This is a genomic window from Mucilaginibacter gotjawali (genome assembly GCF_002355435.1).
Classification (GTDB): domain Bacteria; phylum Bacteroidota; class Bacteroidia; order Sphingobacteriales; family Sphingobacteriaceae; genus Mucilaginibacter; species Mucilaginibacter gotjawali.
Window position 1 is genome coordinate 1,836,951 of the sequence record NZ_AP017313.1, and the last position, 18,553, is coordinate 1,855,503.

Below are 18,553 nucleotides of genomic sequence, written 5' to 3' on the forward strand. Positions count from 1 at the left end.
GTGTTATCATTAATGTGGCATGAATTCGTGCAATTCGAACCCAATCGTGAAATTCGTGTCAATAATTCGTGTCAATAATTCGTGAACATTCGTGTTGAAATCTCATTTTAATTCGATTAATTCGTGATGATTTTTTACCCGACTTAATTGAACTCAAACGATCCGAATATACTTGCGCGAACGAAGCGGTTCCTGGTGCTTCCAGGTTCGTGTAATGCGTCGCCATTTGTGACATTAGTGCGCATTCTTTTTCTTTCCTTCCAATTTGCATCCGCCCAAACGGTCAATATTATTCCTCTTCCAAAATCATTTATTAAGCTTAGCGGCGCGTTTCAGTTAAACAGCAACATCGTTATCGGTATGAACGATAACTCAATGCTGCCGCAGGCCAATTATCTTCAAATGGAATTAAAAAGAGCGGACGGGATCCTTATCGCGGTCGATCCTGATGAACAGAAGGCACAAATCGATTTAAAGTTAGTTGATAAACCGGGCGTAAACGGTGCTTATGATTTGAAAATTGAGGCTAACAAGATATCCATCACTGCATCTGGGAATGATGGAATTTTTTATGGGTTGGTTTCATTAATGCAGTTGATCAGGATGCAACCGGCTGGTAATTCTGTTAGCCTGGCGGCATGCGAAATAGCCGATGCGCCCAGATTCCAATGGCGGGGTTTTATGCTGGATGAATCGAGGCATTTTTTTGGCAGGGAAAAGGTGGAGCAGCTTTTAAACTGGATGGCCTTTTATAAACTAAATAAGTTCCACTGGCACCTTACTGATGACGACGGCTGGCGGCTTGAAATAAAAAAGTATCCCCGCTTAGCGCAGGTTGGCGGCATTGGCAACCATACCGATTCCCTTGCGCCGGCAAAATATTATACACAGGAGGATATTAAAGAAATTGTTGCTTACGCACAGGACCGTTTTATTACCGTCATCCCCGAAATTGATATGCCCGGCCATGCTACCGCTGCAAATAAGGCGTACCCTGAATACAGCGGGGGCAGTATCCGCAATTATGAAAATTACACTTTTGATCCTGGCAACGAGAAGACCTACAGCTACCTTACGGCTATTTTAAAGGAGGCGAACGGGCTTTTTCCTTCGCATATGATCCATTTGGGCGGGGATGAAGTGGCATTAGGTAACCAGGCCTGGGCCGGCCGGCCGGGTATAAAAGATATGATGGCAAAAAATAATTTTACCGCGCTTGAAGACCTGGAGCATTACTTTTTTAACCGTATGGCCGATTCGGTGATGAAAATGAACGTTAATGTTTTATGCTGGGATGAGGCGGCAAGCACTAATTTGAACCCTGCTAAAACTATTGTTTTTTGGTGGCGGCAAAACTTCCCCTCGCAACTGGAACTATCCTTACAAAAAAAGTACGATGTTGTGCTTTGCCCGCGACTGCCTTTGTATTTTGATTTTGTACAGGATAAGAACAATGTTTCAGGCAGGCGATGGAATGGCGCCTATTTTAACAGTTTAAGTAATATTTATAATTTCCCAGACAGACAACTGCCGTCAGCGGAATTGAATTCCAATCTTATACTGGGTATCCAGGCCAATATTTGGACAGAAACCGTAGGCTCGGAAAAACGCCTTGATTATATGACCTATCCGCGGATAGCTGCTTTGGCCGAATCCGCATGGACAGACCGGGTACTGAAAAATGAATCTTCATTTAATGAACGCTTAAAGGCTGATCTCACCTTATATGACAGGGATGGCATTTACTATTACAACCCTTTTGACCCAGGCGCACACCCGGAAGCCATTGACTTTATTCGCCACACTCCAAAGCGTGAGAAAGCAGGCAGACATCGCAAACATGCGCACGAGAAGGCCGCCCGCGGTGCTAAAACTAGTAAGACAGATAGAAATGGTGCTAAACATCATCACATAAAAAAAGGGAATCACCGTGCCGGATAGCAGCAATCGCTTTTAAAAAGGAGGCTCCCCCGGAGCCTTCAAAACGAATCAAATTTTTCTATAAACAGGCCGCTCCTCCGGAGCCTATAATAACGTGTTTGTCGGACTCCAGAGGAGTCCTGTGTCTATAGAAAAATAAAATTGAAAATTAAGGCTGCAGGCGAGCCTCCTCCTGGTTGTTTTATTTTAAACGCAATTTTCCTGTGCCGGATAGCAATCATGTGGCGGGCAAAGTTTAAAATTCCGGCCACGATTACCTTACTTTAATTAGCCAGTAAAAGTTTTTTACATACTTTTAGGCCATGAAAAACGACCCGCTAAGCGTCGCGCTTTTTGAAATGCGCCTGGAAGAAATTCATCGCGGCGACCCCTGGCTCCGTTATGAAATTTCCATCCGCGATTTCGTCGCGCTATTCCCTGTGAGGTATAAAAATGGGAGGCCGGTAAGGCCCGATCACCCCGCCACGTATGGTGTCGACCGGGAAGTGTTTTTGAAGGTATTGGTGGCGTTTAGCCAATGCTTTAATTAAACATGCCTTGTTGCGTTGCGCAACACATGCAATACCCTGCAATAAAGTGCAATGCTGTTGATAATTAATTACTTAACTGCTGACAAGATGTTGTCACTGACAAAATCCTGTCAGCAGTTTTCAGGTCTTTTTTACGGTTTATCAACCGTAACATCCTGTGCTAACGTGGCGTCATCCGGGGTGGTTGCCAGGTTGTTATCCAAAAAATAAAGTGCATCGTCCTTGGCGGCCGGGCCTCCGGCTATTTTTATTTTGTCGAGCAGCTCCATAGCCAGCGTTTCTTCTTCTGTTTGTTCCTTTACAAACCATTGCATAAAATTCCAGGTAGCCCAGTCTTTTTCGGCAAGGCTCAGGTTAACCAGGTTGTAAATAGACGTTGTATTATCTACCTCCGACTTAAATATTTTCTCGAAACAATCATTCACGCTTGATGGATCGGGCCCCGGGCCGGGGATTTCAGTTACAACCACCTTGCCGCCGCGTTTTAAAATATATTCCAATATTTTCATCATGTGGTTGCGTTCTTCATTGGCATGCCTGAATAAAAAGTTCGAGATGCCCCCGTATCCTTTTTCATCCGCCCACGCGCCATACGAAAGGTAGATCTGTGCGTTATGCGCCTCATTTGTCATCTGCTGGTTCAATGCTTTTGCAATTGTACCCGAAAGCCTGTTAGTATCCATAAAATAGTGTTTCAAAACTAAACTAACTGTGCTTGAAAATGTTTTGGATTATTTGACAGACAGGGAATAAAATCATGCTTCCAAAATTTATTGCTGTTGGTTTTAAGGAACGAAAAACTAAGCAAAAAGATAAATTCTTTAGCAACATTTTAAGCGGGAAGCTTTAAATGCGATTTCCCTGATTTGACAAAAGGGCGGAGAAAAAATCAAAAAGATGTTGAGGTTTAATTTGTAGCATGATAATGCAACCCTGCCAAACTACAGGACTGTATATGTTACTAAAAAGGAGCTGTTTGGCGGCTATTTATAGGCCGAAATGTGGCTGGTTTTTATGCTGAGCATAAAAGATTTCCCCACAGTAATCTTAACGCTTTTATCCTGCAGCATCGCTTTGATGGCCTCATCGGATTTCAGCGCTTCGTACAGATCGCGGGCTACGGGAGAGCCGCTGATATTGGTGATCACCCTGCCATTCTCCATGGTTATACTGAAAGAATAACCGGACTTGCCACGGTCGCCCGCTGATTCAAAATCCTGGATGTTCAATTTAAACTGTTGTTCTGAAACGAGGCTCTTTTTTAAGTGCAGCCGGATTACGGGCAGGTACCTTTTCCAGGTTGTTAAATATTGTCTTTCTTCCATGTGAGTGGATAAAGGTATGGATAATATTATCAGGATTCTATTAATTAGATCACTTTTGTATTTAATCGACTTAAAACAAGGACAATATACTGTTACAGGCAGAATGTAATTAAATTTAACGCTATTTATGAGTTGGCTATTTGGCACTTTAGGGGTACTTATATGGCATAAGTACACATGGTAAGCGCAATAATGGTAGCTTAATTTTGAAGAAATAAACTTTATGGCCACAGGTGATAAAAATTTACGGGTTTGCAATGCAGGCCATAGGTATAAAAAGAGTTCTGATTGCCAGGTGTGCCCTGTTTGTGAACAGGAAAGAAAGCCGGAAAATGGTTTTCTTTCCACGATCTCAGCACCCGCCAGGCGCGCGTTGGAACGGGAGGGGATCATCACCTTAAAGCAGTTGTCGATGTTCAGCAAAAAGAATTTGCTGAAACTCCATGGTTTTGGCCCCGGCTCGATCCCTAAATTAGAAAATGCGCTAAAGGTGGAAGGGCTTAATTTTAAAATAGACGAAAATTAAAACTTCTATATGGATAGGTAGTTGCTAATGAAAGCTAATTATGAATTTGCACTCAAAAAATCAGAACTATGTTTAAAGACACAAAAGCATTCAGCGGTTTTTCAGTAAACGACATGCAAAAAGCGATGGAATTTTATCAAGGCAAACTTGGCATCGAAATTTCGGAAAGTGAAATGGGCATCCTGACGCTTCACATTAGCGGCGGCAGCAAAATAATTATTTACCCCAGGCCAAATCACGAACCGGCCGCATTTACCATCCTCAACTTCCCGGTTAATGATGTGGAGAAAACGGTAGACGAACTTATTGCCGCCGGCATCACATTTGAGCAATATGGCGAACCCATTAAAACAGATGCTAAAGGTATTTTACGAGGCAATGGCAGGGGGCCGGATATCGCCTGGTTTAAAGATCCCGCAGGAAATATTTTGTCGGTGCTGAAAGAAGGATAGGCTCACTTTTTAATTTCCTGTCCCACAAACATCAGCGTTTTGGTGTGCGGCACAATGACGTGAAATTCCCTCATGCCATATTCCCGGTCAAAGGGCGGTTTGATTTTAACATCGCCCACTTTATCCTTTATAGCATCCCAAAGGCTGTCAATTTCGTCCACTTCCAGGTAAAACTCCATTTCGCCAATGTCGGCTCCGGCGTTTAAAATATGGATCAGGTGATTGTCCTTATAAACGATTGCATAATTGCCGGTGTCCATCACTGCTTTAAAACCGAATAGATCGACAAAAAAGTTAAGGGTCGATTTTATATCATACGACGGCACCATCGGGCTTAAATACAATGCTTTATACATAAAAATCCTTCCGTTAATTATTTACTGATCAACATCAATTGCAATATCAATTTCCGGATAAATATAAAGCATTTTTGAAAAACAGGCGCCGTTTTACTGGGGTGAATTTCAAATTGTGGCATAACCACCATGTGTTCCGATGGAACACAAATCGCCTTTATTTTAAACTACCAACCAGACGTCCCTATGGGCCGAACGAATAAAATGTCCCAGCGGGCTATGTCATTAAGTTAAGCGAGTTCCTTTTTTTTGCCCTCTTTATCGCGTAGCGAAAGAGAGGGCGGACGAGCCTGCCTGCCGGCAGGCAGGCGCAGCAAGGTCCGGGTGAGTCAACGGAGCGCGTTTACAAACGCCATTGTCCGCTTAACTTAATGACATTGCCCTATGAGACGAACGAATAAAATGTGCCGGCGGCACAGCCCGTGGGTAGAAAAAACACACACCATGCTGTATGTTCCGTAGGAACATTTCGTGCCTTGCGACAATTTGGATTGCAACCCTTTACCGCAAATTCAACACGGGTTGCAATCTTAAGTCTTCATTAAACAAATCCTTTCTGCCCGAAAGAATAAAAGCACCCCGCAGGTGAAGTATCAGTGGATCCACCCCGGCAGCGGGTGTTTTTATGAACTTTTTAAAATGAATCAACACCCTGTCGCCTTTTTCCATCATATTGATATCGTTCTGCGCACCGGAGATCTTTTCAATTTTTACTATAGCTTTCTCCTCATTATCAGTTTCATTATTCAGCATAACATTTAGTGAGTCCGTTATAACTTTAACTGGAAAATCGGCATGGTTAACAATAAAGAATTCAGCATGTACCGTATCCGGTTCATTATAGGTTTTTAGCTTGAAGTTCAATCCCGAAACAGCAATTTCCTGCTCGCTCAGATAAACAAACGGCGATTTTACAGCAGGCATTATGGTTTCCAGATATTTCTTTTCGCGTTCATTAAACCCGGTTTTTGTATCAAATGAATAGCCGGTAACGGCATTTTTAGCTTCCTTACTATAGGTATTGAACTCCGTTTTTTCTGTAGTGGAATTTAATGCCATGGACACTAAATTGTCACTCCCGGTTTTATAGCTGACAGATACCTTGTAACTGGCTTTAAAATTGCCGCTCATTCCTGTTACCTGGTATAATTTAAGATTATTAACAGGCTTGAACCTCACATAAAGCGTAGTATCTTTTCCCGGGGGGAGTGAAAATGGTTCAAAACCAGCAACCGGTCCTGATCTTATTCCCCCGGGTGTTGCAATCTCCATTTCCTGGAAATCAATCGGAGCCGAACCCGAATTGGAAAGCCTGATCTGTGCCGCTAATTGTGCGGCTTTTATTTTTCCGGTAAGATTCAGGCTGACTGATAAATCGCCGGCAGTAGTATCAGCGGTATTATAAATTAGTTCATTAGCATTGCTTTTTAGTTTTTTATGGGAAGAGTTGCAGCTGTATAAAATGAAAAAGGTAAGAATTGCGGTAACAGATAGCTTCATATTTTAAGCGGATTGAACTGTAATTGTTTTATAAATGGATGAGGCTGTCGCAAAAGTACTTAAGTTTAAATTGCCATAGTGTTCTTTGTGAAACCTTCGTGTCCCTGGTGGTTGTTTTTTTACCACAATGAGCACTAAGATTTCACAAAGGGCACGAAGATTTGAATAAGTCAAAACATTATTTGGTTTTGACCATTATTTCTGACTTTTGAGACAGCCTCAACCGATGAGAATAATAATCAATAACCTGTAACTGACCAGATAGAATAAGAATTTGGCGGTGCCTGGATTAAAACCCTGCCATCGGCGGCAACAGTTTGTACCCAGCCGGAGGCGCCGGTGTATTCTTTAATTTGCCTGTTGGCCCAGTTACTGGTTACCCATTGCTGTTGCCAGTAGCCTGTTCCGTTAAAATATACGATTACGCCTGGCGCCGCACCGTAACCGTTGCGCCGGTCGATATACTGGTCACTTGCTGAATATAAGTTGGTTGTTGTTCCGCCTGCCAGCGTCCGGTGGATCCAGATCAGGTTATTCATTCTGCCTTTATCAAGCCATTGTTCATAATCGCTGTAAAATACACAAGGATAACCTTCATGCGTCATAATATAGGCATAGGCCGAATATTTATTCCCGATAATGTCAGTATCATGATTGGAAACGAAAGTAACGGATTTGGCGCCGTTTCTTTTCCAAAGCATGTCATCGTTTAAATGGGTGAGGTCGTTGCTGTCAAAAGCAGAGTGCATGGCATAAAAGCAGGCAAAGTCAAAAGCCGACGAGGTGCCGCCGGTAGCATTTACCCAGCTTTGTAAATTGGCTGCGTTGCCATCCCAGTCTTCGCCAACTGCAAAGCCGCCCACGCTGTTTACATAGTTTTGCACCACCCATGCCCCAAAACCCTTTACGTAATCAAAGCGCCATCCGTCATAGTGCATGGTGTTTTTGTAGTATCTTGACATACTGTATGATGCATTATAGATCCAATTGGAAACATTAGCCTGTGCGTGGCAAAGGTCAGGAAAGCCTCCGAATGAGCCTTCATCAGATGCATGGATATTGTTGGGGTGGAAATCGCTGTAGCTCCTGTTGAATTGCCCCGACAGCGGCGTAAATTTGGTGTAAGTATTGGTGCCGGTATAAGGGTTGGCTTCCAGTGTACCCCCGCTGCAGTGGTTTAACACCATATCCGCATATACCTGAATGTTATGGGTGTGCGCATTGGAGATCAGGGTATTAAGGTCTGCCAGGTTGCCGAAGCGTGTAGTCGTAGATCCCATTTGGTTATACGTGCCAAAGTCAAAATAATCATAGGGATCGTAACCCATACTTGAACCGCCGCTTTGCCCTTTGGTAGCAGGCGGAAGCCAGATGGCCGAGATGCCTGCCGCATCCCATGCTGCTATTTTGCTGTTTACATTTTGCCACCAGGAGGAGGTGTTGGGCGTGTTCCAGTAAAAGGCCTGCATTAACACGCCGCCGCCAGGGCCTGGCGTTGCATCGTTAACAAATGTTTTGGAGATTTTTGCAGCAGCAGGTGCGTTTTCGGTCACCGCCGACTTTTTGCATTGCGAAAAAGTTAATAATAATGCCAGGAAGATTGATGCCCGGCCCAAACGGTAGAATTGTCTTTTCATAATTTTTGGTTTTAAGTAAATAGGTATTTAGTTTATTGGTTTAAATGCATTTTAATCAATCCCGGTAACGTTCCCGGAATATTTTTTTACGTTTCATCCCGGCATACATATTTCATTTAGCTTTAAAAATTATTTTTCCTATCCGGCAAAAAAGCAAGGTGGCCGCCATCGCAAAAAGCAATACTTATCCCTCGCGGTCGCCAATAGCGGCCACGGGCTTTTTTCATTTAAATAGAATAGGGCTACAGTTTAAAGTTTAGTTTACAAATTGGTTAGTGATACACACTGAAACTAAGGTACGGTTATAGTTAATATTTGCAAATTAATTTATATGAAATTTTAAATTAATCAGGAAACACAAAATATGATATAATTTAACCAAATGGAAATTTTTATTCCCATTGTTTTCATTATGATTAAATTAACTTTTTCGGCCAAATTTTAGTGCAGGGCGATATTTCGGAGTCGTTTGTATGTATTTATTACACTAAGATGCTTTTTCGTAAAAATTAAACTCCGTACCGGTAACGTTCCCGGTAAATCACATCCGCATTAAGCACCAGCAAAAAATAAGGCGCGTATTTTCTGCGTGTTTTACACTTCAGTTGCCAATTTTTTTAAAAATCCTGGCAAATATTTGTCAAAAACACCAGGCGGGTTTGATGTTGCCGGTCAATCGGGCAATAATTGATTTGATGGAAAATAAACATGCTATATTTGGGCTTTGTTGAACCGGTTAATTAGTTAATTTTATGAAGATCTTATTTTTTTGCCCGCGCTGGGGACAGGAGGATGTTGAATGGGATGTGTTTTTGCGGAAGGTAAAACAGGCAGGTTACGATGGTGTTGAAGCCAGTTTGCCTCAGGATGAAAAGCAAAAATTCCTGATATTGAATGGCCTTGAAAAACAGGGCCTTCAATTTATAGCACAGCATTACGAGACAACCGAAAAAAAGTTTGACATTCATTGTCAGCAATTTGAGCAACGCTTGCTCAATCTTGCATCTGGCAACCCACTGTTTATCAACACCCAAACAGGGAAGGACTATTATACTTTCGAACAAAACAAACAGTTGATTGACCTGGCAAGAAAGATCTCCGGGAACACAGGCGTAAAGATTTTGCACGAAACCCATCGCGGCAAGTTTAGTTTTGCTGCGCATATAGCCGGCACTTACCTGGCAGAAATTGATGACTTGCGCATTACGCTTGATATATCGCACTGGTGCAATACTGCCGAGTCTTTTTTACATGATCAGCAGGAAGCCGTTGCCCTGGCTATATCGCGTACGGACCATATCCATTCGCGTGTCGGCTATCCCGAAGGGCCTCAGGTATCAGACCCCCGGGCCCCGGAATGGAAGGAGGCCCTGGATTTTCATCTCAGCTGCTGGGACAAGGTTGTCGCAAAAAAACAAGCAGAAGACGCGCCTTTGCTAACCATAACGTCGGAGTTTGGTGCGCCGCCTTATTTGCCTTTACTGCCTTATACCAAACAGCCGGTGGTAAGCCAGTGGGATGTTAACGTATTTATGATGGAGCTACTGAGGGAGCGGTATAAGTAAATCTATTTTACAACACCGGGATGAAATACTTTTTAAGCTGCGATTGGGGCACCACGTCATTCAGGATAAAACTTGCCCGGACAAATGACGGCAGGGTAGTTGCCGAAGAAAGTTCGGCCGATGGCATTGCCCGGATCTTTGAACGTTGGCAGCAAACCGGGCAGCCGGAAGAGAAAAGAAGTGATTTTTACCTTGGCCTGGTCAATTTGCATGCAAAAAGGATGGAAGAAAAGGCAAATCAATCTTTATCGGGTGTACCGCTGCTTATTTCTGGCATGGCATCGTCCTCTGTTGGTTTTATCGATATCCCATACAATTCCGTGCCTTTTTCAGTTGATGGAGCGGGTATTCAAACGGCATTTATCGCGGCAACAAAAGCTTTTGACCATAATATATGGGTAGTTTCGGGCCTCAAAACCACGGACGATGTAATGAGGGGCGAAGAAACTCAATTGATCGGCTGTATTGAACCGGGGCAGATCGTCGTGAACGAAATGTTTATTTTCCCCGGCACACATTCAAAACATATCCTCGTAAAAAATAACCGGGTGGTTGATTTTAAAACTTATATGACCGGCGAAGTATTTGCCTTATTATGCCAAAACAGCATTCTGAAAAATGGTGTTGAACGGGGCCATACTCCCGAGGGCAACACTGAGCTTGAAAGTTTTAAAGCAGGTGTTAAGGAAGCAGTTTCGTCAAACCTGCTGCATTCCATTTTTAAGGCGAGGACGAACCAATTGTTTGAGGTATATCAAAAATCAGAAAATTATAATTATTTAAGCGGCTTACTGATAGGAGCTGAGTTAAGGGACCTGGTGGATTGCGAAGCAGAAACGATTAATCTTGTTTGCGGACAGGAATCAGGAATATATTATCAATCGGCGCTGTTGGCGTTATTTCCCTCAAAAAAGATAAAAATAATTTCACATCAGCTGGCTAATGGAGCTACAGTGATGGGCCATTTAAAGATCGCCAAACAATTAAAAATATTTGCATGAACAAAGCATTTTCATTTGACCTGTTTAACAAAATGCCGGTAGTTGGCATTATGAGAAATATCCCGGATGCGCATATTGACACTATCGCCGGCGTGTATTGCCGCTCGGGATTAACCAATCTTGAAATTACGATGAACTCGCCAAATGCCGAACAAAATATTTCGTTATTGGCAGATTTGTATGGGGATGAATTGAATATCGGCGCGGGCACTGTTTGCAGCATGGGCGACCTCGAAAAAGCATTAAAAGCTAACGCTCAATTTATTGTAACTCCGGTTATAAATGAAGAAGTGATAAAAACCTGCGTTGCCGAAAAGGTGCCCATTTTTCCGGGGGCTTATACGCCATCCGAAATTTATAAAGCATGGTCCCTGGGTGCCTCTATGATCAAGCTTTTTCCGGCCGGGGATTTAAAGCCCGGTTACATTAAAGAGATTTTGGCCCCTTTGAGTTTTGTAAGCCTGATGCCCACAGGGGGAGTCAATTTAGAGAATTTTATCAATTACTTTCAGCAGGGGGCAAAAGGAGTAGGAGTGGGCAGCCAGCTTTTTCCAAAAGATGTCATCAACCGGCAGGACTGGCAGGCCTTAGCCGGAGTTTATGTCTCCTTTGTTAGCAAATACAGAGATTTTATTGCTGACAAAAAGTAAACGAACCAGTGTCAGGACAGACGCATTAAAAATTCATTTGGAATAAAAATGCCTGATAGAACATCTAAACCAGGATGCTTTATATGCATGTTGCTTAGTTTTTACCACGAAGATTCTGTGTTGAATTCCAAATATTTTTTAATTTTGTTTTATTCAAGGCGGCTTTAAGCCAGCCTCATTAGGGCAGTGCATTTTCGTAATGGCTGCTCTAACTATTTTGTACTTCTGCTGTTTGCTTTTTTACGTAGTCTTTATCAAAGGCTTTGTCCGTTTTGTAAATTACGTAAATCAGTTCTAATATTTTTCTTTGCACAGCTACAGCCGCTTTCATTTTTATTCCATGCTTTGATACCAGCCGGACAAATACTGTTTTATGATGCTCATTAAATCGCATCGCTGCTAAAGCTGGCATATACATAGCTTTTCGCAGGTGTCTGTTTCCCTTTTTAGATATCCTGGGTTTTCCCTTTACCGATGTGCCTGAGTCTTTCAGTCTGATATCCATGCCGCTGTAACTAACTAACTGTTTTTTACTTTTAATCAGTTCAAATCCATTTGTCTCCGCCAATACAATAACTGCCGTTAGCTTGCCTACGCCAGGAATTGTGGTAATGGTATCTATCTTTTTAACCAATTCAGTGTCCTGTTTTACAATTGCAGCTAACTCTGCTCTGATTTCAAGTTCCTGCTTGTCAATCAGTTGGATACGTTTAGTTACCCTTTTGATACTGCTTTCATTTGGAAATGCCTCTGCCTTTTCTGCATGCAACTGGTTTTTCAAAACCACTCTGTCAGCAATCAGCTGATCCCTTTCACGGGTTAGTTGTTTAAGGTCTTTGAATATTTTCTTTGGCTTTTGCCATATTTCCAGTTTTCTTTCCAAACCAAACCTGCATATGGCTTGTGAGGCAGTCTTGTCAGTAATGGTTTTGACATCCAATGTCCTGAAGTAATTACTGATTTTGTTTGGCAACACAATGCTTACCTCTTGCCCTTGATCTGAAAGATAATAAGCTAGTTTTTCATGGTATACACCTGTAGCTTCCATCACATATCTTACCCTGATTTCTTTTGCCGCCAATTTGTTTACCCAAGCCAAAAGATCCTTAAAGCCTATTGCGTTATTAGCAAATGTTTTAAATGCGAAAATGTCTATACCTGTATCATGGTTCATTCGACCAAGTGACACTACTAATTCAGTTTGAGCTATATCAATGCCCACCACTTGTTTTACAATGTTTGTCATCATTCTATTAAGTTAAATTAACTCAAGTGAATACCTTTCTCCGTCTTGTCTCCTGGTTGGATATTCTGGCTATACAGGCCTGCTGTATTCCTTACATTCTGTTCAGACTCTAAAAGGCGAAAAAGAGTGAGGCAATATCTTTGTGAGAACATACCTTATAGGTTGTTTGGACACGAATCGGCTCTCACTCTTCTTCACTTAAGTATTCTAATTTATTCCCTTTATATTTGATTTCAAACATAGGAGTACACGAAGAAAAGGCACAAAGGTCGCAAAGTCCATTTCTTAGTGGTCTTTGTGAAATCTTTGTGCTCATAGTGGTTAAAAATAGGATATTTAAATGATGTTGATTCTGCCTGGTTCTGCTAAACTTAAAATCATTTTAATGCATCTGCCCTGGAACCAGACTTAAGACTAACGACTCAAGACTTAAGAATTTGCTAATTGAATGATAGCCTTTACCCTGCCAACATCGGTTTGGTCGCAGGCAAATTCATCGCCATAATTATCGCCCATAACAATATGGTCGTTTTTATATTCCATTTTGCTTTGAACGCGAACCCTTGCCGACGAATGTATTTCTTTGGCCCCGGTAAACTCCACCAGATCAGCAGCGTTTTTTTCGCTTACACCGCTGCCCGGCATAATGGTTATTCTGCCGTCCGCTTTTTTTATTAAATGGGCTAATATATTTGCACCTTCCATAGCGGTACTTTTGCCGCCTGATGTTAAAATTCGTTCGCAGCCCAATGCAATAATATCTTCAAGCGCCTGCTCCATATCGGCACACATATCAAATGCCCGGTGAAAGGTTACGCCAAGGCCGTTCGTTTTTGCCAGGTCGATCAATTTTTGGCAGCGGTCTTTGTCAATGGTACCGTCCGCATTTAATATGCCTATAACAATGCCATCACAACCAGCCTCTACACAATAATTCACATCGGCAGTCATAATATCATATTCAATATCAGAATATAAAAAATCACCCCCACGCGGCCTTATTAAAACATATAATTTAATTTGGAGAAGTTCCCTGGCTACTTGGATCTCTCCATAGGAGGGGGTTGTTCCGCCTTCGTACAGGTTTTCGCATAGCTCTACCCTATATGCACCCCCATCCTGGGCAGCCAGGGCTGAGGCAACGGAATTGGCACAAACTTCGAGCAGGACGGGACTTTTCATAGATGAAGGTGAATGTTAGATAGCCTGGCAAAATTAGGACATACCAGCCCGATGCTTATACGGGAGTTTTTTAAAATAGTTTCCAATTTATTCCTGCCTGGTGCAGTTGATGCTGCAAATCAATAAAAACTTTTACCCGGTACCAAAAGATCTTGTTTTTCGGCATTGCAAACCGCGAACGAAAAGCCCTGCTGGATAGCATAAGCGCCATATTCGCCCTTTTTGTTTATCGCCAGGAAACCTACCTGGATATTTTTTGCTGTTTCAGGTTTCTTTTTGATAATGCGTTTAACAGCCTCTTTGCAGGCATCCTCGGGCGCATATCCCTGCCGCATCAATTCAACCACCAGGAAACTGCCCACATTGCGGATCACTTCTTCGCCGACACCTGTGGAGGTAGCGCCGCCAACTTCGTTATCTACATATAAACCTGCGCCGATAATAGGGCTGTCGCCAACCCGGCCACGCAGCTTGAATGCCATGCCACTTGTAGTACATGCACCTGATATATTTCCTTTTGCATCAATTGCCAGCATCCCGATGGTATCATGGTTGTATTTGTTGCCGGGAGCGTGCTGTTTATTTTCAATATTCATAACCGGAGAATATTTGGCTGTTTTCAACCATTCTTTCCACGCTTTTTCTGATTCCGGCGTTAGCAGTTTTTCTCTTTTAAAACCCTGTTCGACGGCAAATTGTGTGGCCCCTTCGCCAACAAGCATTACATGCGGTGTTTTTTCCATCACCAAACGGGCTACTGATATGGGGTGGGCAATGTCTTCAATTGCTGCCACCGAACCACAGTTGCCAAATTCGTCCATAATACAGGCATCAAGGCTTACATGGCCGTCGCGGTCCGGGTAACCGGCACGGCCAACGGTGTGGTTATTCATGTCCGCTTCCGGTATTCTTACACCCGCCTCAACAGCATCTAATGCACGGCCGCCTTTTTCAAGCGTTTTCCAGGCTTCTTTATTGGCGACGATACCAAAATCCCAGGTGGAAATAACAATTGGGAAACCAGCGGGAGGGTTAAAAACGGTTGATTTTGCGATGGATGAAGTGGAGAGTGCTGCAAGTGATGCCCCTGCAGCCGATACTTTTAGAAACTTACGGCGATTGTACATAAGCGCTAATATAGAGATTAGCTTTAAAAGATCGCCTTTTTGTATCTTTATTGATACAAAAACATCATCATGAAACCGATGTATAATTAATTTTTGCTACTCAAAATCCTGCTGGCAATTATTACAGTGCCAGTTTTTGGCGGTATGGAATGGATTAACAAGATTGGCCAGCGAATCGAGCAGATCCGGCCACTGGTCTTTTTCTTTGGAGGCTGAAATATTGCTCACATTTGTTGATGCGCAATAGGGGCAAACCACGTAGGTGTTCTCACCATCGATCTCAATATGGTCCTGTTCGTGCAAATCGCCTTCGGTTGCCAGTATTTCGCGGCATTTTTCTAAGTCGCGCTCAAATACTTTTAGTTTTACGCCACCAACAGCCTGGTTATAAAGCGGGTTGGCGCCAATGGTGTTTTCGTCGGCAATAAAGCAGGGGACTCCGTTTGCCTCGAGCCGGGTACGCACAATATGCGCCAGCATAGGGTCGTAATAAGATTGGAATGTTACTATTTTATCGTCCATATTCAGATACAGCAAATTACGGCATTATTATGTTTAATTTTCCCCGTTTTATGTAATTTGAATGTTATGAACGGTGCTATTTTATCCATATTATTCAATACGGAAATCTCTTTTGAGATAAAACGACCGGGAGGAGGCTCCCCTGGAGCCATAATTTTCAATTTTATTTTTCTATAAACACGGGACTCCTACGGAGTCTGACAGGTATATTATTATCGGCTCCGGAGGAGCGGCCTGTTTATAGAAAAAATGGATTCGTTTTTAAGGCTCCACAGGAGCCTCCTCTTAAAAGCGATTGCTATTGTTCAATAAATTTTAGCAGCTATCTCCTTTTTTGCCTAATTTGGTAGGCATGAATCGCATCGACAGGGTTTCGGCTATTTTAATCCAGCTCCAATCACGCAGGGTGGTTAAGGCAATAGATATTGCAGATCGTTTCGGCATCAGCCTGCGCACCGTTTACCGGGATGTGAAAACGCTTGAGGAGGCCGGGATCCCTATCATAGGCGAAGCGGGAGTTGGCTATTCCATTATGGATGGTTACCGTTTGCCCCCCGTAATGTTTACCCGCGAAGAAGCCACCGCTTTTTTAACAGCCGAAAAGTTTGTTGAAAAGATGACTGATGCATCAACCGCCGGGCATCACAAATCGGCCATGTATAAGATCAGGGCGATTTTAAAAACATCCGAAAAAAACCTGCTGGAGGATATTGATAATAAGATAGCCGTTTTAAAAAATCAACACCAGATGCGGGTGGATAATAAAGATCACATCCAGACACTTTTAAATAGTATCGCCCAAAAGAAGGTCATCAGCATCGATTATTTTGCCAACCACAGCCAGGAGCATACGAAAAGAGATATTGAGCCAATTGGGATTTTTTATAAGGATAGCTACTGGCACCTTATTGCTTACTGCCGAATGCGAAGCGATTACCGCGATTTCAGGGTCGACAGGATCAACGAGGTTAAGATCACCGAAAAATATTTTGACAGCAAGCACCCTACTTTAAAAGACTATATCGCCCAGACTGCAAAAGATCAGGACCTTGACCTGGTGATCATCCGCGTTGACAAATCCGTATATACACACCTGGAGTATCAGAAATATTACAGCGGCTTTGTCTCGGAGAAAAAAACAGGCAATCAAATTGAAATGACCTTCCTGACGATGTCCCTGGAAGGTTTTGCCCGCTGGTTTATGATGTTTGGCGACCAGGCAGAGATTATTAGCCCGGATAGTTTAAAAGAGCGGGTAAGCCATATTGCCACTGCTATAGCCCAAAAAAATCTCCTGCTCACCAACGTCTACTGACATAGGGTTGTCATTTGCCGGTGTTTTATTTGTATAAAAAATTAAAACTATGGCAATTCAAATCATCTTTTGGGTATTGATAGCAGCTTATGTCATACCGGGCCTCATTTTTGGATTTAAGAAACTAACCGGCAACAAACAAAGTGTTGCATATTTTAAAAAATGGGGTTACCCGCTCTGGTTTATGCACATACTCGGATTCACCGAAATTACAGGCAGTATCCTGATGCTTTTTAACACCACACGGATATATGGTATCGCTATATTTCCGGTCATACTTGCAGGCGCCCTTTACACGCATGTAAAAAACAAAGAATCCGCGGAGGCAAAGAAGCCGGTTTTTGTTGGCTTGCTCTTACTGGCTATATTTTTGTTTACCTTTTTTATTTAACGGCGATGCGATATTGGATAGTGGAAAAGTCATTGGGTCATTAAGTCATTATGTCATTGTCCGGTGGAAAAAATAACCTTCCAGCATTTCAATTTTACAACATTTCAACAACTAACAATGGAAACACTCACATTAAAAACAACCATCACCTTTAACGAACCTATCGAAAAGGTTTGGCAAGGCTTAACAGACCCCGGAATTGTAAAACAGTATTTTTTTGGAACGGATTTGAAATCGGATTTTAAAAAAGGAAGCCGGATAACCTTTAGCGGCGAGTGGGGAGGCAAAACATATGAAGACGGTGGCGTGATCGTGGAAATTGATGCCCCGAAGTTATTGAAGTATACCTATTGGAGCAGCATGTCCGGCACGGAGGATAAGCCCGAAAATTACAATAATATTACCTACGAGTTGCATGAGTTGGATGGGGTAACGGCGTTGGTGATTATACAGGAGGGTGTTAAGAATCAGCAGGCGCTTGAACACTCGGAACAAAACTGGAAAACTGTATTTGATGGGTTGAAAGAGATATTAAAAAAAGATTGACACGAATTTCACGAATGGGTTCGAATGTTCACGAATTAAAATAAATTAGCACGAATTGACACGAATAGGTTCGAATGATCACGAATTAAAAAAAAGATAGGCACGAATTTTCACGAATAGGCTCGAATAAACACGAATTAAAAAGACAGACACGAATTGAAGCGAATTAGTGAGAATTCGAACTCATTCGTGAACATTCGTGTAAATAATAATGTCGAATTAAAGCAAATTAGTGAATATTCGAACCCATTCATGAATATTCGTGTAAATTATATCATATGAAAACGGAAATTATCGAAATATCGCAATTTTATCTGGCGGGAATAACTGTACGTACAACCAATCAAAACGGGCAATCGCAAATTGATATTGGCGAACTGTGGGGCAGGATCATGCAGGGAAATTTGCTGGCGAAAGTTGAAAATAAGCTTTCGGATGATACCTATTGCGTTTATACCGATTATGAGTCGGACTATTTAGGCGCCTACACCTGTTTAATTGGATGCAAGGTAGCCTCGCCTGATCGTATCCCGGATGGATTTGCAGGAATCACCATAGCAGCGGGCAAATACCAGGTATATGATCCGGAGGGTAAATTTCCGGAGAAAGTGCATGCCACGTGGCAGGAGATCTGGAAAAGTGATATTAAAAGGGCCTATACTGCTGATTTCGACGTGTACGGCGCCAATGCCAAAAGCTTTGAAGATACGGAAGTAAAGATCTACCTGGCGATAGCGTAAA

20 protein-coding genes are annotated in these 18,553 nt (G+C 42.5%); 11 read left to right on the top strand and 9 right to left on the bottom strand.

Going from position 1 to position 18,553, the window contains the following annotated elements:
- Nucleotides 1-147: 147 nt before the first annotated feature.
- Nucleotides 148-1,941 (top strand): beta-N-acetylhexosaminidase, encoded by a 1,794-nt coding sequence (locus tag MgSA37_RS08500; protein ID WP_232010812.1) that lies wholly within the window; start codon nt 148-150, stop codon nt 1,939-1,941.
- Between the two features lie 302 nt (nt 1,942-2,243).
- A complete protein-coding gene (locus MgSA37_RS08505) occupies nt 2,244-2,471 on the top strand; it encodes a hypothetical protein (RefSeq protein ID WP_096351205.1) in 228 nt (75 codons plus the stop codon).
- Between the two features lie 131 nt (nt 2,472-2,602).
- On the opposite strand, the gene MgSA37_RS08510 is transcribed toward MgSA37_RS08505, so the two are convergent.
- A complete protein-coding gene (locus MgSA37_RS08510) occupies nt 2,603-3,154 on the bottom strand; it encodes a ferritin (protein ID WP_096351207.1) in 552 nt (183 codons plus the stop codon).
- A 300-nt stretch (nt 3,155-3,454) separates the two neighbouring features.
- Nucleotides 3,455-3,796, bottom strand: coding sequence for a hypothetical protein (locus tag MgSA37_RS08515; RefSeq protein WP_096351209.1), 342 nt, complete (start codon nt 3,794-3,796; stop codon nt 3,455-3,457).
- 223 nt (nt 3,797-4,019) lie between these two features.
- Between MgSA37_RS08515 and MgSA37_RS08520 the strand changes: the two genes are divergently transcribed.
- Nucleotides 4,020-4,322, top strand: a complete 303-nt coding sequence (locus MgSA37_RS08520) for an RNA polymerase alpha subunit C-terminal domain-containing protein (RefSeq protein ID WP_096351210.1) — start codon at nt 4,020-4,022, stop codon at nt 4,320-4,322.
- Nucleotides 4,323-4,390: 68 nt separating this feature from the next.
- A complete protein-coding gene (locus tag MgSA37_RS08525) occupies nt 4,391-4,774 on the top strand; it encodes a VOC family protein (RefSeq protein WP_096351212.1) in 384 nt (127 codons plus the stop codon).
- A 2-nt stretch (nt 4,775-4,776) separates the two neighbouring features.
- Here MgSA37_RS08525 and MgSA37_RS08530 read toward each other — a convergent pair whose 3' ends face one another.
- From MgSA37_RS08530 to MgSA37_RS08540, 3 genes are all read right to left on the bottom strand, one after another.
- On the bottom strand, nt 4,777-5,130 hold the full coding sequence (locus MgSA37_RS08530; protein WP_096351213.1) for a VOC family protein: 354 nt from the start codon (nt 5,128-5,130) through the stop codon (nt 4,777-4,779).
- A gap of 501 nt (nt 5,131-5,631) precedes the next feature.
- Nucleotides 5,632-6,630, bottom strand: a complete 999-nt coding sequence (locus MgSA37_RS08535; protein WP_096351215.1) for a hypothetical protein — start codon at nt 6,628-6,630, stop codon at nt 5,632-5,634.
- A gap of 239 nt (nt 6,631-6,869) precedes the next feature.
- Nucleotides 6,870-8,267: an alpha-amylase gene (locus MgSA37_RS08540; RefSeq protein WP_096351217.1), complete on the bottom strand. Its 1,398-nt coding sequence runs from the start codon at nt 8,265-8,267 to the stop codon at nt 6,870-6,872.
- A 752-nt stretch (nt 8,268-9,019) separates the two neighbouring features.
- Between MgSA37_RS08540 and MgSA37_RS08545 the strand changes: the two genes are divergently transcribed.
- From MgSA37_RS08545 to MgSA37_RS08555, 3 genes are read left to right on the top strand one after another with little or no spacing between them, the layout of a single operon-like run.
- Nucleotides 9,020-9,832: a sugar phosphate isomerase/epimerase family protein gene (locus MgSA37_RS08545; protein ID WP_096351218.1), complete on the top strand. Its 813-nt coding sequence runs from the start codon at nt 9,020-9,022 to the stop codon at nt 9,830-9,832.
- Nucleotides 9,833-9,852: 20 nt separating this feature from the next.
- Nucleotides 9,853-10,833 carry a 2-dehydro-3-deoxygalactonokinase gene (locus MgSA37_RS08550; protein WP_096351220.1) on the top strand — a complete coding sequence of 327 codons (981 nt, stop codon included), beginning with the start codon at nt 9,853-9,855 and terminating at the stop codon, nt 10,831-10,833.
- Nucleotides 10,830-11,483, top strand: a complete 654-nt coding sequence (locus MgSA37_RS08555) for a bifunctional 4-hydroxy-2-oxoglutarate aldolase/2-dehydro-3-deoxy-phosphogluconate aldolase (RefSeq protein WP_096351222.1) — start codon at nt 10,830-10,832, stop codon at nt 11,481-11,483. The genes MgSA37_RS08550 and MgSA37_RS08555 overlap by 4 nt, the downstream gene beginning before the upstream one ends.
- Nucleotides 11,484-11,691: 208 nt before the next feature.
- Here the strand turns inward: MgSA37_RS08555 and MgSA37_RS08560 are convergent, their stop codons facing one another.
- From MgSA37_RS08560 to MgSA37_RS08575, 4 genes are all read right to left on the bottom strand, one after another.
- Nucleotides 11,692-12,732, bottom strand: coding sequence for an IS110 family RNA-guided transposase (locus tag MgSA37_RS08560; RefSeq protein ID WP_232010813.1), 1,041 nt, complete (start codon nt 12,730-12,732; stop codon nt 11,692-11,694).
- Nucleotides 12,733-13,158: 426 nt separating this feature from the next.
- Nucleotides 13,159-13,911, bottom strand: coding sequence for a copper homeostasis protein CutC (locus tag MgSA37_RS08565; RefSeq protein WP_096351225.1), 753 nt, complete (start codon nt 13,909-13,911; stop codon nt 13,159-13,161).
- Nucleotides 13,912-14,030: 119 nt separating this feature from the next.
- Entirely contained in the window at nt 14,031-15,038 is a 1,008-nt protein-coding gene (locus tag MgSA37_RS08570) for a N(4)-(beta-N-acetylglucosaminyl)-L-asparaginase (protein WP_096351227.1), read from the bottom strand.
- A gap of 96 nt (nt 15,039-15,134) precedes the next feature.
- The gene (locus MgSA37_RS08575) at nt 15,135-15,560 is read right to left on the bottom strand and encodes a putative signal transducing protein (protein WP_232010814.1); all 426 of its coding nucleotides are present in this window, start codon (nt 15,558-15,560) and stop codon (nt 15,135-15,137) included.
- Between the two features lie 352 nt (nt 15,561-15,912).
- On the opposite strand from MgSA37_RS08575, the gene MgSA37_RS08580 reads away from it, so the two are divergent.
- From MgSA37_RS08580 to MgSA37_RS08595, 4 genes are all read left to right on the top strand, one after another.
- The gene (locus tag MgSA37_RS08580) at nt 15,913-16,875 is read left to right on the top strand and encodes a helix-turn-helix transcriptional regulator (RefSeq protein WP_096351228.1); all 963 of its coding nucleotides are present in this window, start codon (nt 15,913-15,915) and stop codon (nt 16,873-16,875) included.
- A 49-nt stretch (nt 16,876-16,924) separates the two neighbouring features.
- On the top strand, nt 16,925-17,266 hold the full coding sequence (locus tag MgSA37_RS08585) for a DoxX family protein (protein WP_096351230.1): 342 nt from the start codon (nt 16,925-16,927) through the stop codon (nt 17,264-17,266).
- 117 nt (nt 17,267-17,383) lie between these two features.
- On the top strand, nt 17,384-17,812 hold the full coding sequence (locus MgSA37_RS08590) for an SRPBCC family protein (protein WP_096351231.1): 429 nt from the start codon (nt 17,384-17,386) through the stop codon (nt 17,810-17,812).
- 278 nt (nt 17,813-18,090) lie between these two features.
- On the top strand, nt 18,091-18,552 hold the full coding sequence (locus MgSA37_RS08595; RefSeq protein WP_096351233.1) for a GyrI-like domain-containing protein: 462 nt from the start codon (nt 18,091-18,093) through the stop codon (nt 18,550-18,552).
- Nucleotide 18,553 lies beyond the last annotated feature (1 nt).

Coding starts and splice junctions, on each gene's coding strand:
- MgSA37_RS08545 (WP_096351218.1), top strand. CDS start 9,020: ATGAAGATCTTATTTTTTTGCCCGCGCTGGGGACAGGAGGATGTTGAA.
- MgSA37_RS08510 (WP_096351207.1), bottom strand. CDS start 3,154: ATGGATACTAACAGGCTTTCGGGTACAATTGCAAAAGCATTGAACCAG.
- MgSA37_RS08555 (WP_096351222.1), top strand. CDS start 10,830: ATGAACAAAGCATTTTCATTTGACCTGTTTAACAAAATGCCGGTAGTT.
- MgSA37_RS08595 (WP_096351233.1), top strand. CDS start 18,091: ATGAAAACGGAAATTATCGAAATATCGCAATTTTATCTGGCGGGAATA.
- MgSA37_RS08530 (WP_096351213.1), bottom strand. CDS start 5,130: ATGTATAAAGCATTGTATTTAAGCCCGATGGTGCCGTCGTATGATATA.
- MgSA37_RS08505 (WP_096351205.1), top strand. CDS start 2,244: ATGAAAAACGACCCGCTAAGCGTCGCGCTTTTTGAAATGCGCCTGGAA.
- MgSA37_RS08585 (WP_096351230.1), top strand. CDS start 16,925: ATGGCAATTCAAATCATCTTTTGGGTATTGATAGCAGCTTATGTCATA.
- MgSA37_RS08575 (WP_232010814.1), bottom strand. CDS start 15,560: ATGGACGATAAAATAGTAACATTCCAATCTTATTACGACCCTATGCTG.
- MgSA37_RS08580 (WP_096351228.1), top strand. CDS start 15,913: ATGAATCGCATCGACAGGGTTTCGGCTATTTTAATCCAGCTCCAATCA.
- MgSA37_RS08535 (WP_096351215.1), bottom strand. CDS start 6,630: ATGAAGCTATCTGTTACCGCAATTCTTACCTTTTTCATTTTATACAGC.
- MgSA37_RS08550 (WP_096351220.1), top strand. CDS start 9,853: ATGAAATACTTTTTAAGCTGCGATTGGGGCACCACGTCATTCAGGATA.
- MgSA37_RS08515 (WP_096351209.1), bottom strand. CDS start 3,796: ATGGAAGAAAGACAATATTTAACAACCTGGAAAAGGTACCTGCCCGTA.
- MgSA37_RS08525 (WP_096351212.1), top strand. CDS start 4,391: ATGTTTAAAGACACAAAAGCATTCAGCGGTTTTTCAGTAAACGACATG.
- MgSA37_RS08520 (WP_096351210.1), top strand. CDS start 4,020: ATGGCCACAGGTGATAAAAATTTACGGGTTTGCAATGCAGGCCATAGG.
- MgSA37_RS08570 (WP_096351227.1), bottom strand. CDS start 15,038: ATGTACAATCGCCGTAAGTTTCTAAAAGTATCGGCTGCAGGGGCATCA.
- MgSA37_RS08565 (WP_096351225.1), bottom strand. CDS start 13,911: ATGAAAAGTCCCGTCCTGCTCGAAGTTTGTGCCAATTCCGTTGCCTCA.
- MgSA37_RS08590 (WP_096351231.1), top strand. CDS start 17,384: ATGGAAACACTCACATTAAAAACAACCATCACCTTTAACGAACCTATC.
- MgSA37_RS08560 (WP_232010813.1), bottom strand. CDS start 12,732: ATGATGACAAACATTGTAAAACAAGTGGTGGGCATTGATATAGCTCAA.
- MgSA37_RS08540 (WP_096351217.1), bottom strand. CDS start 8,267: ATGAAAAGACAATTCTACCGTTTGGGCCGGGCATCAATCTTCCTGGCA.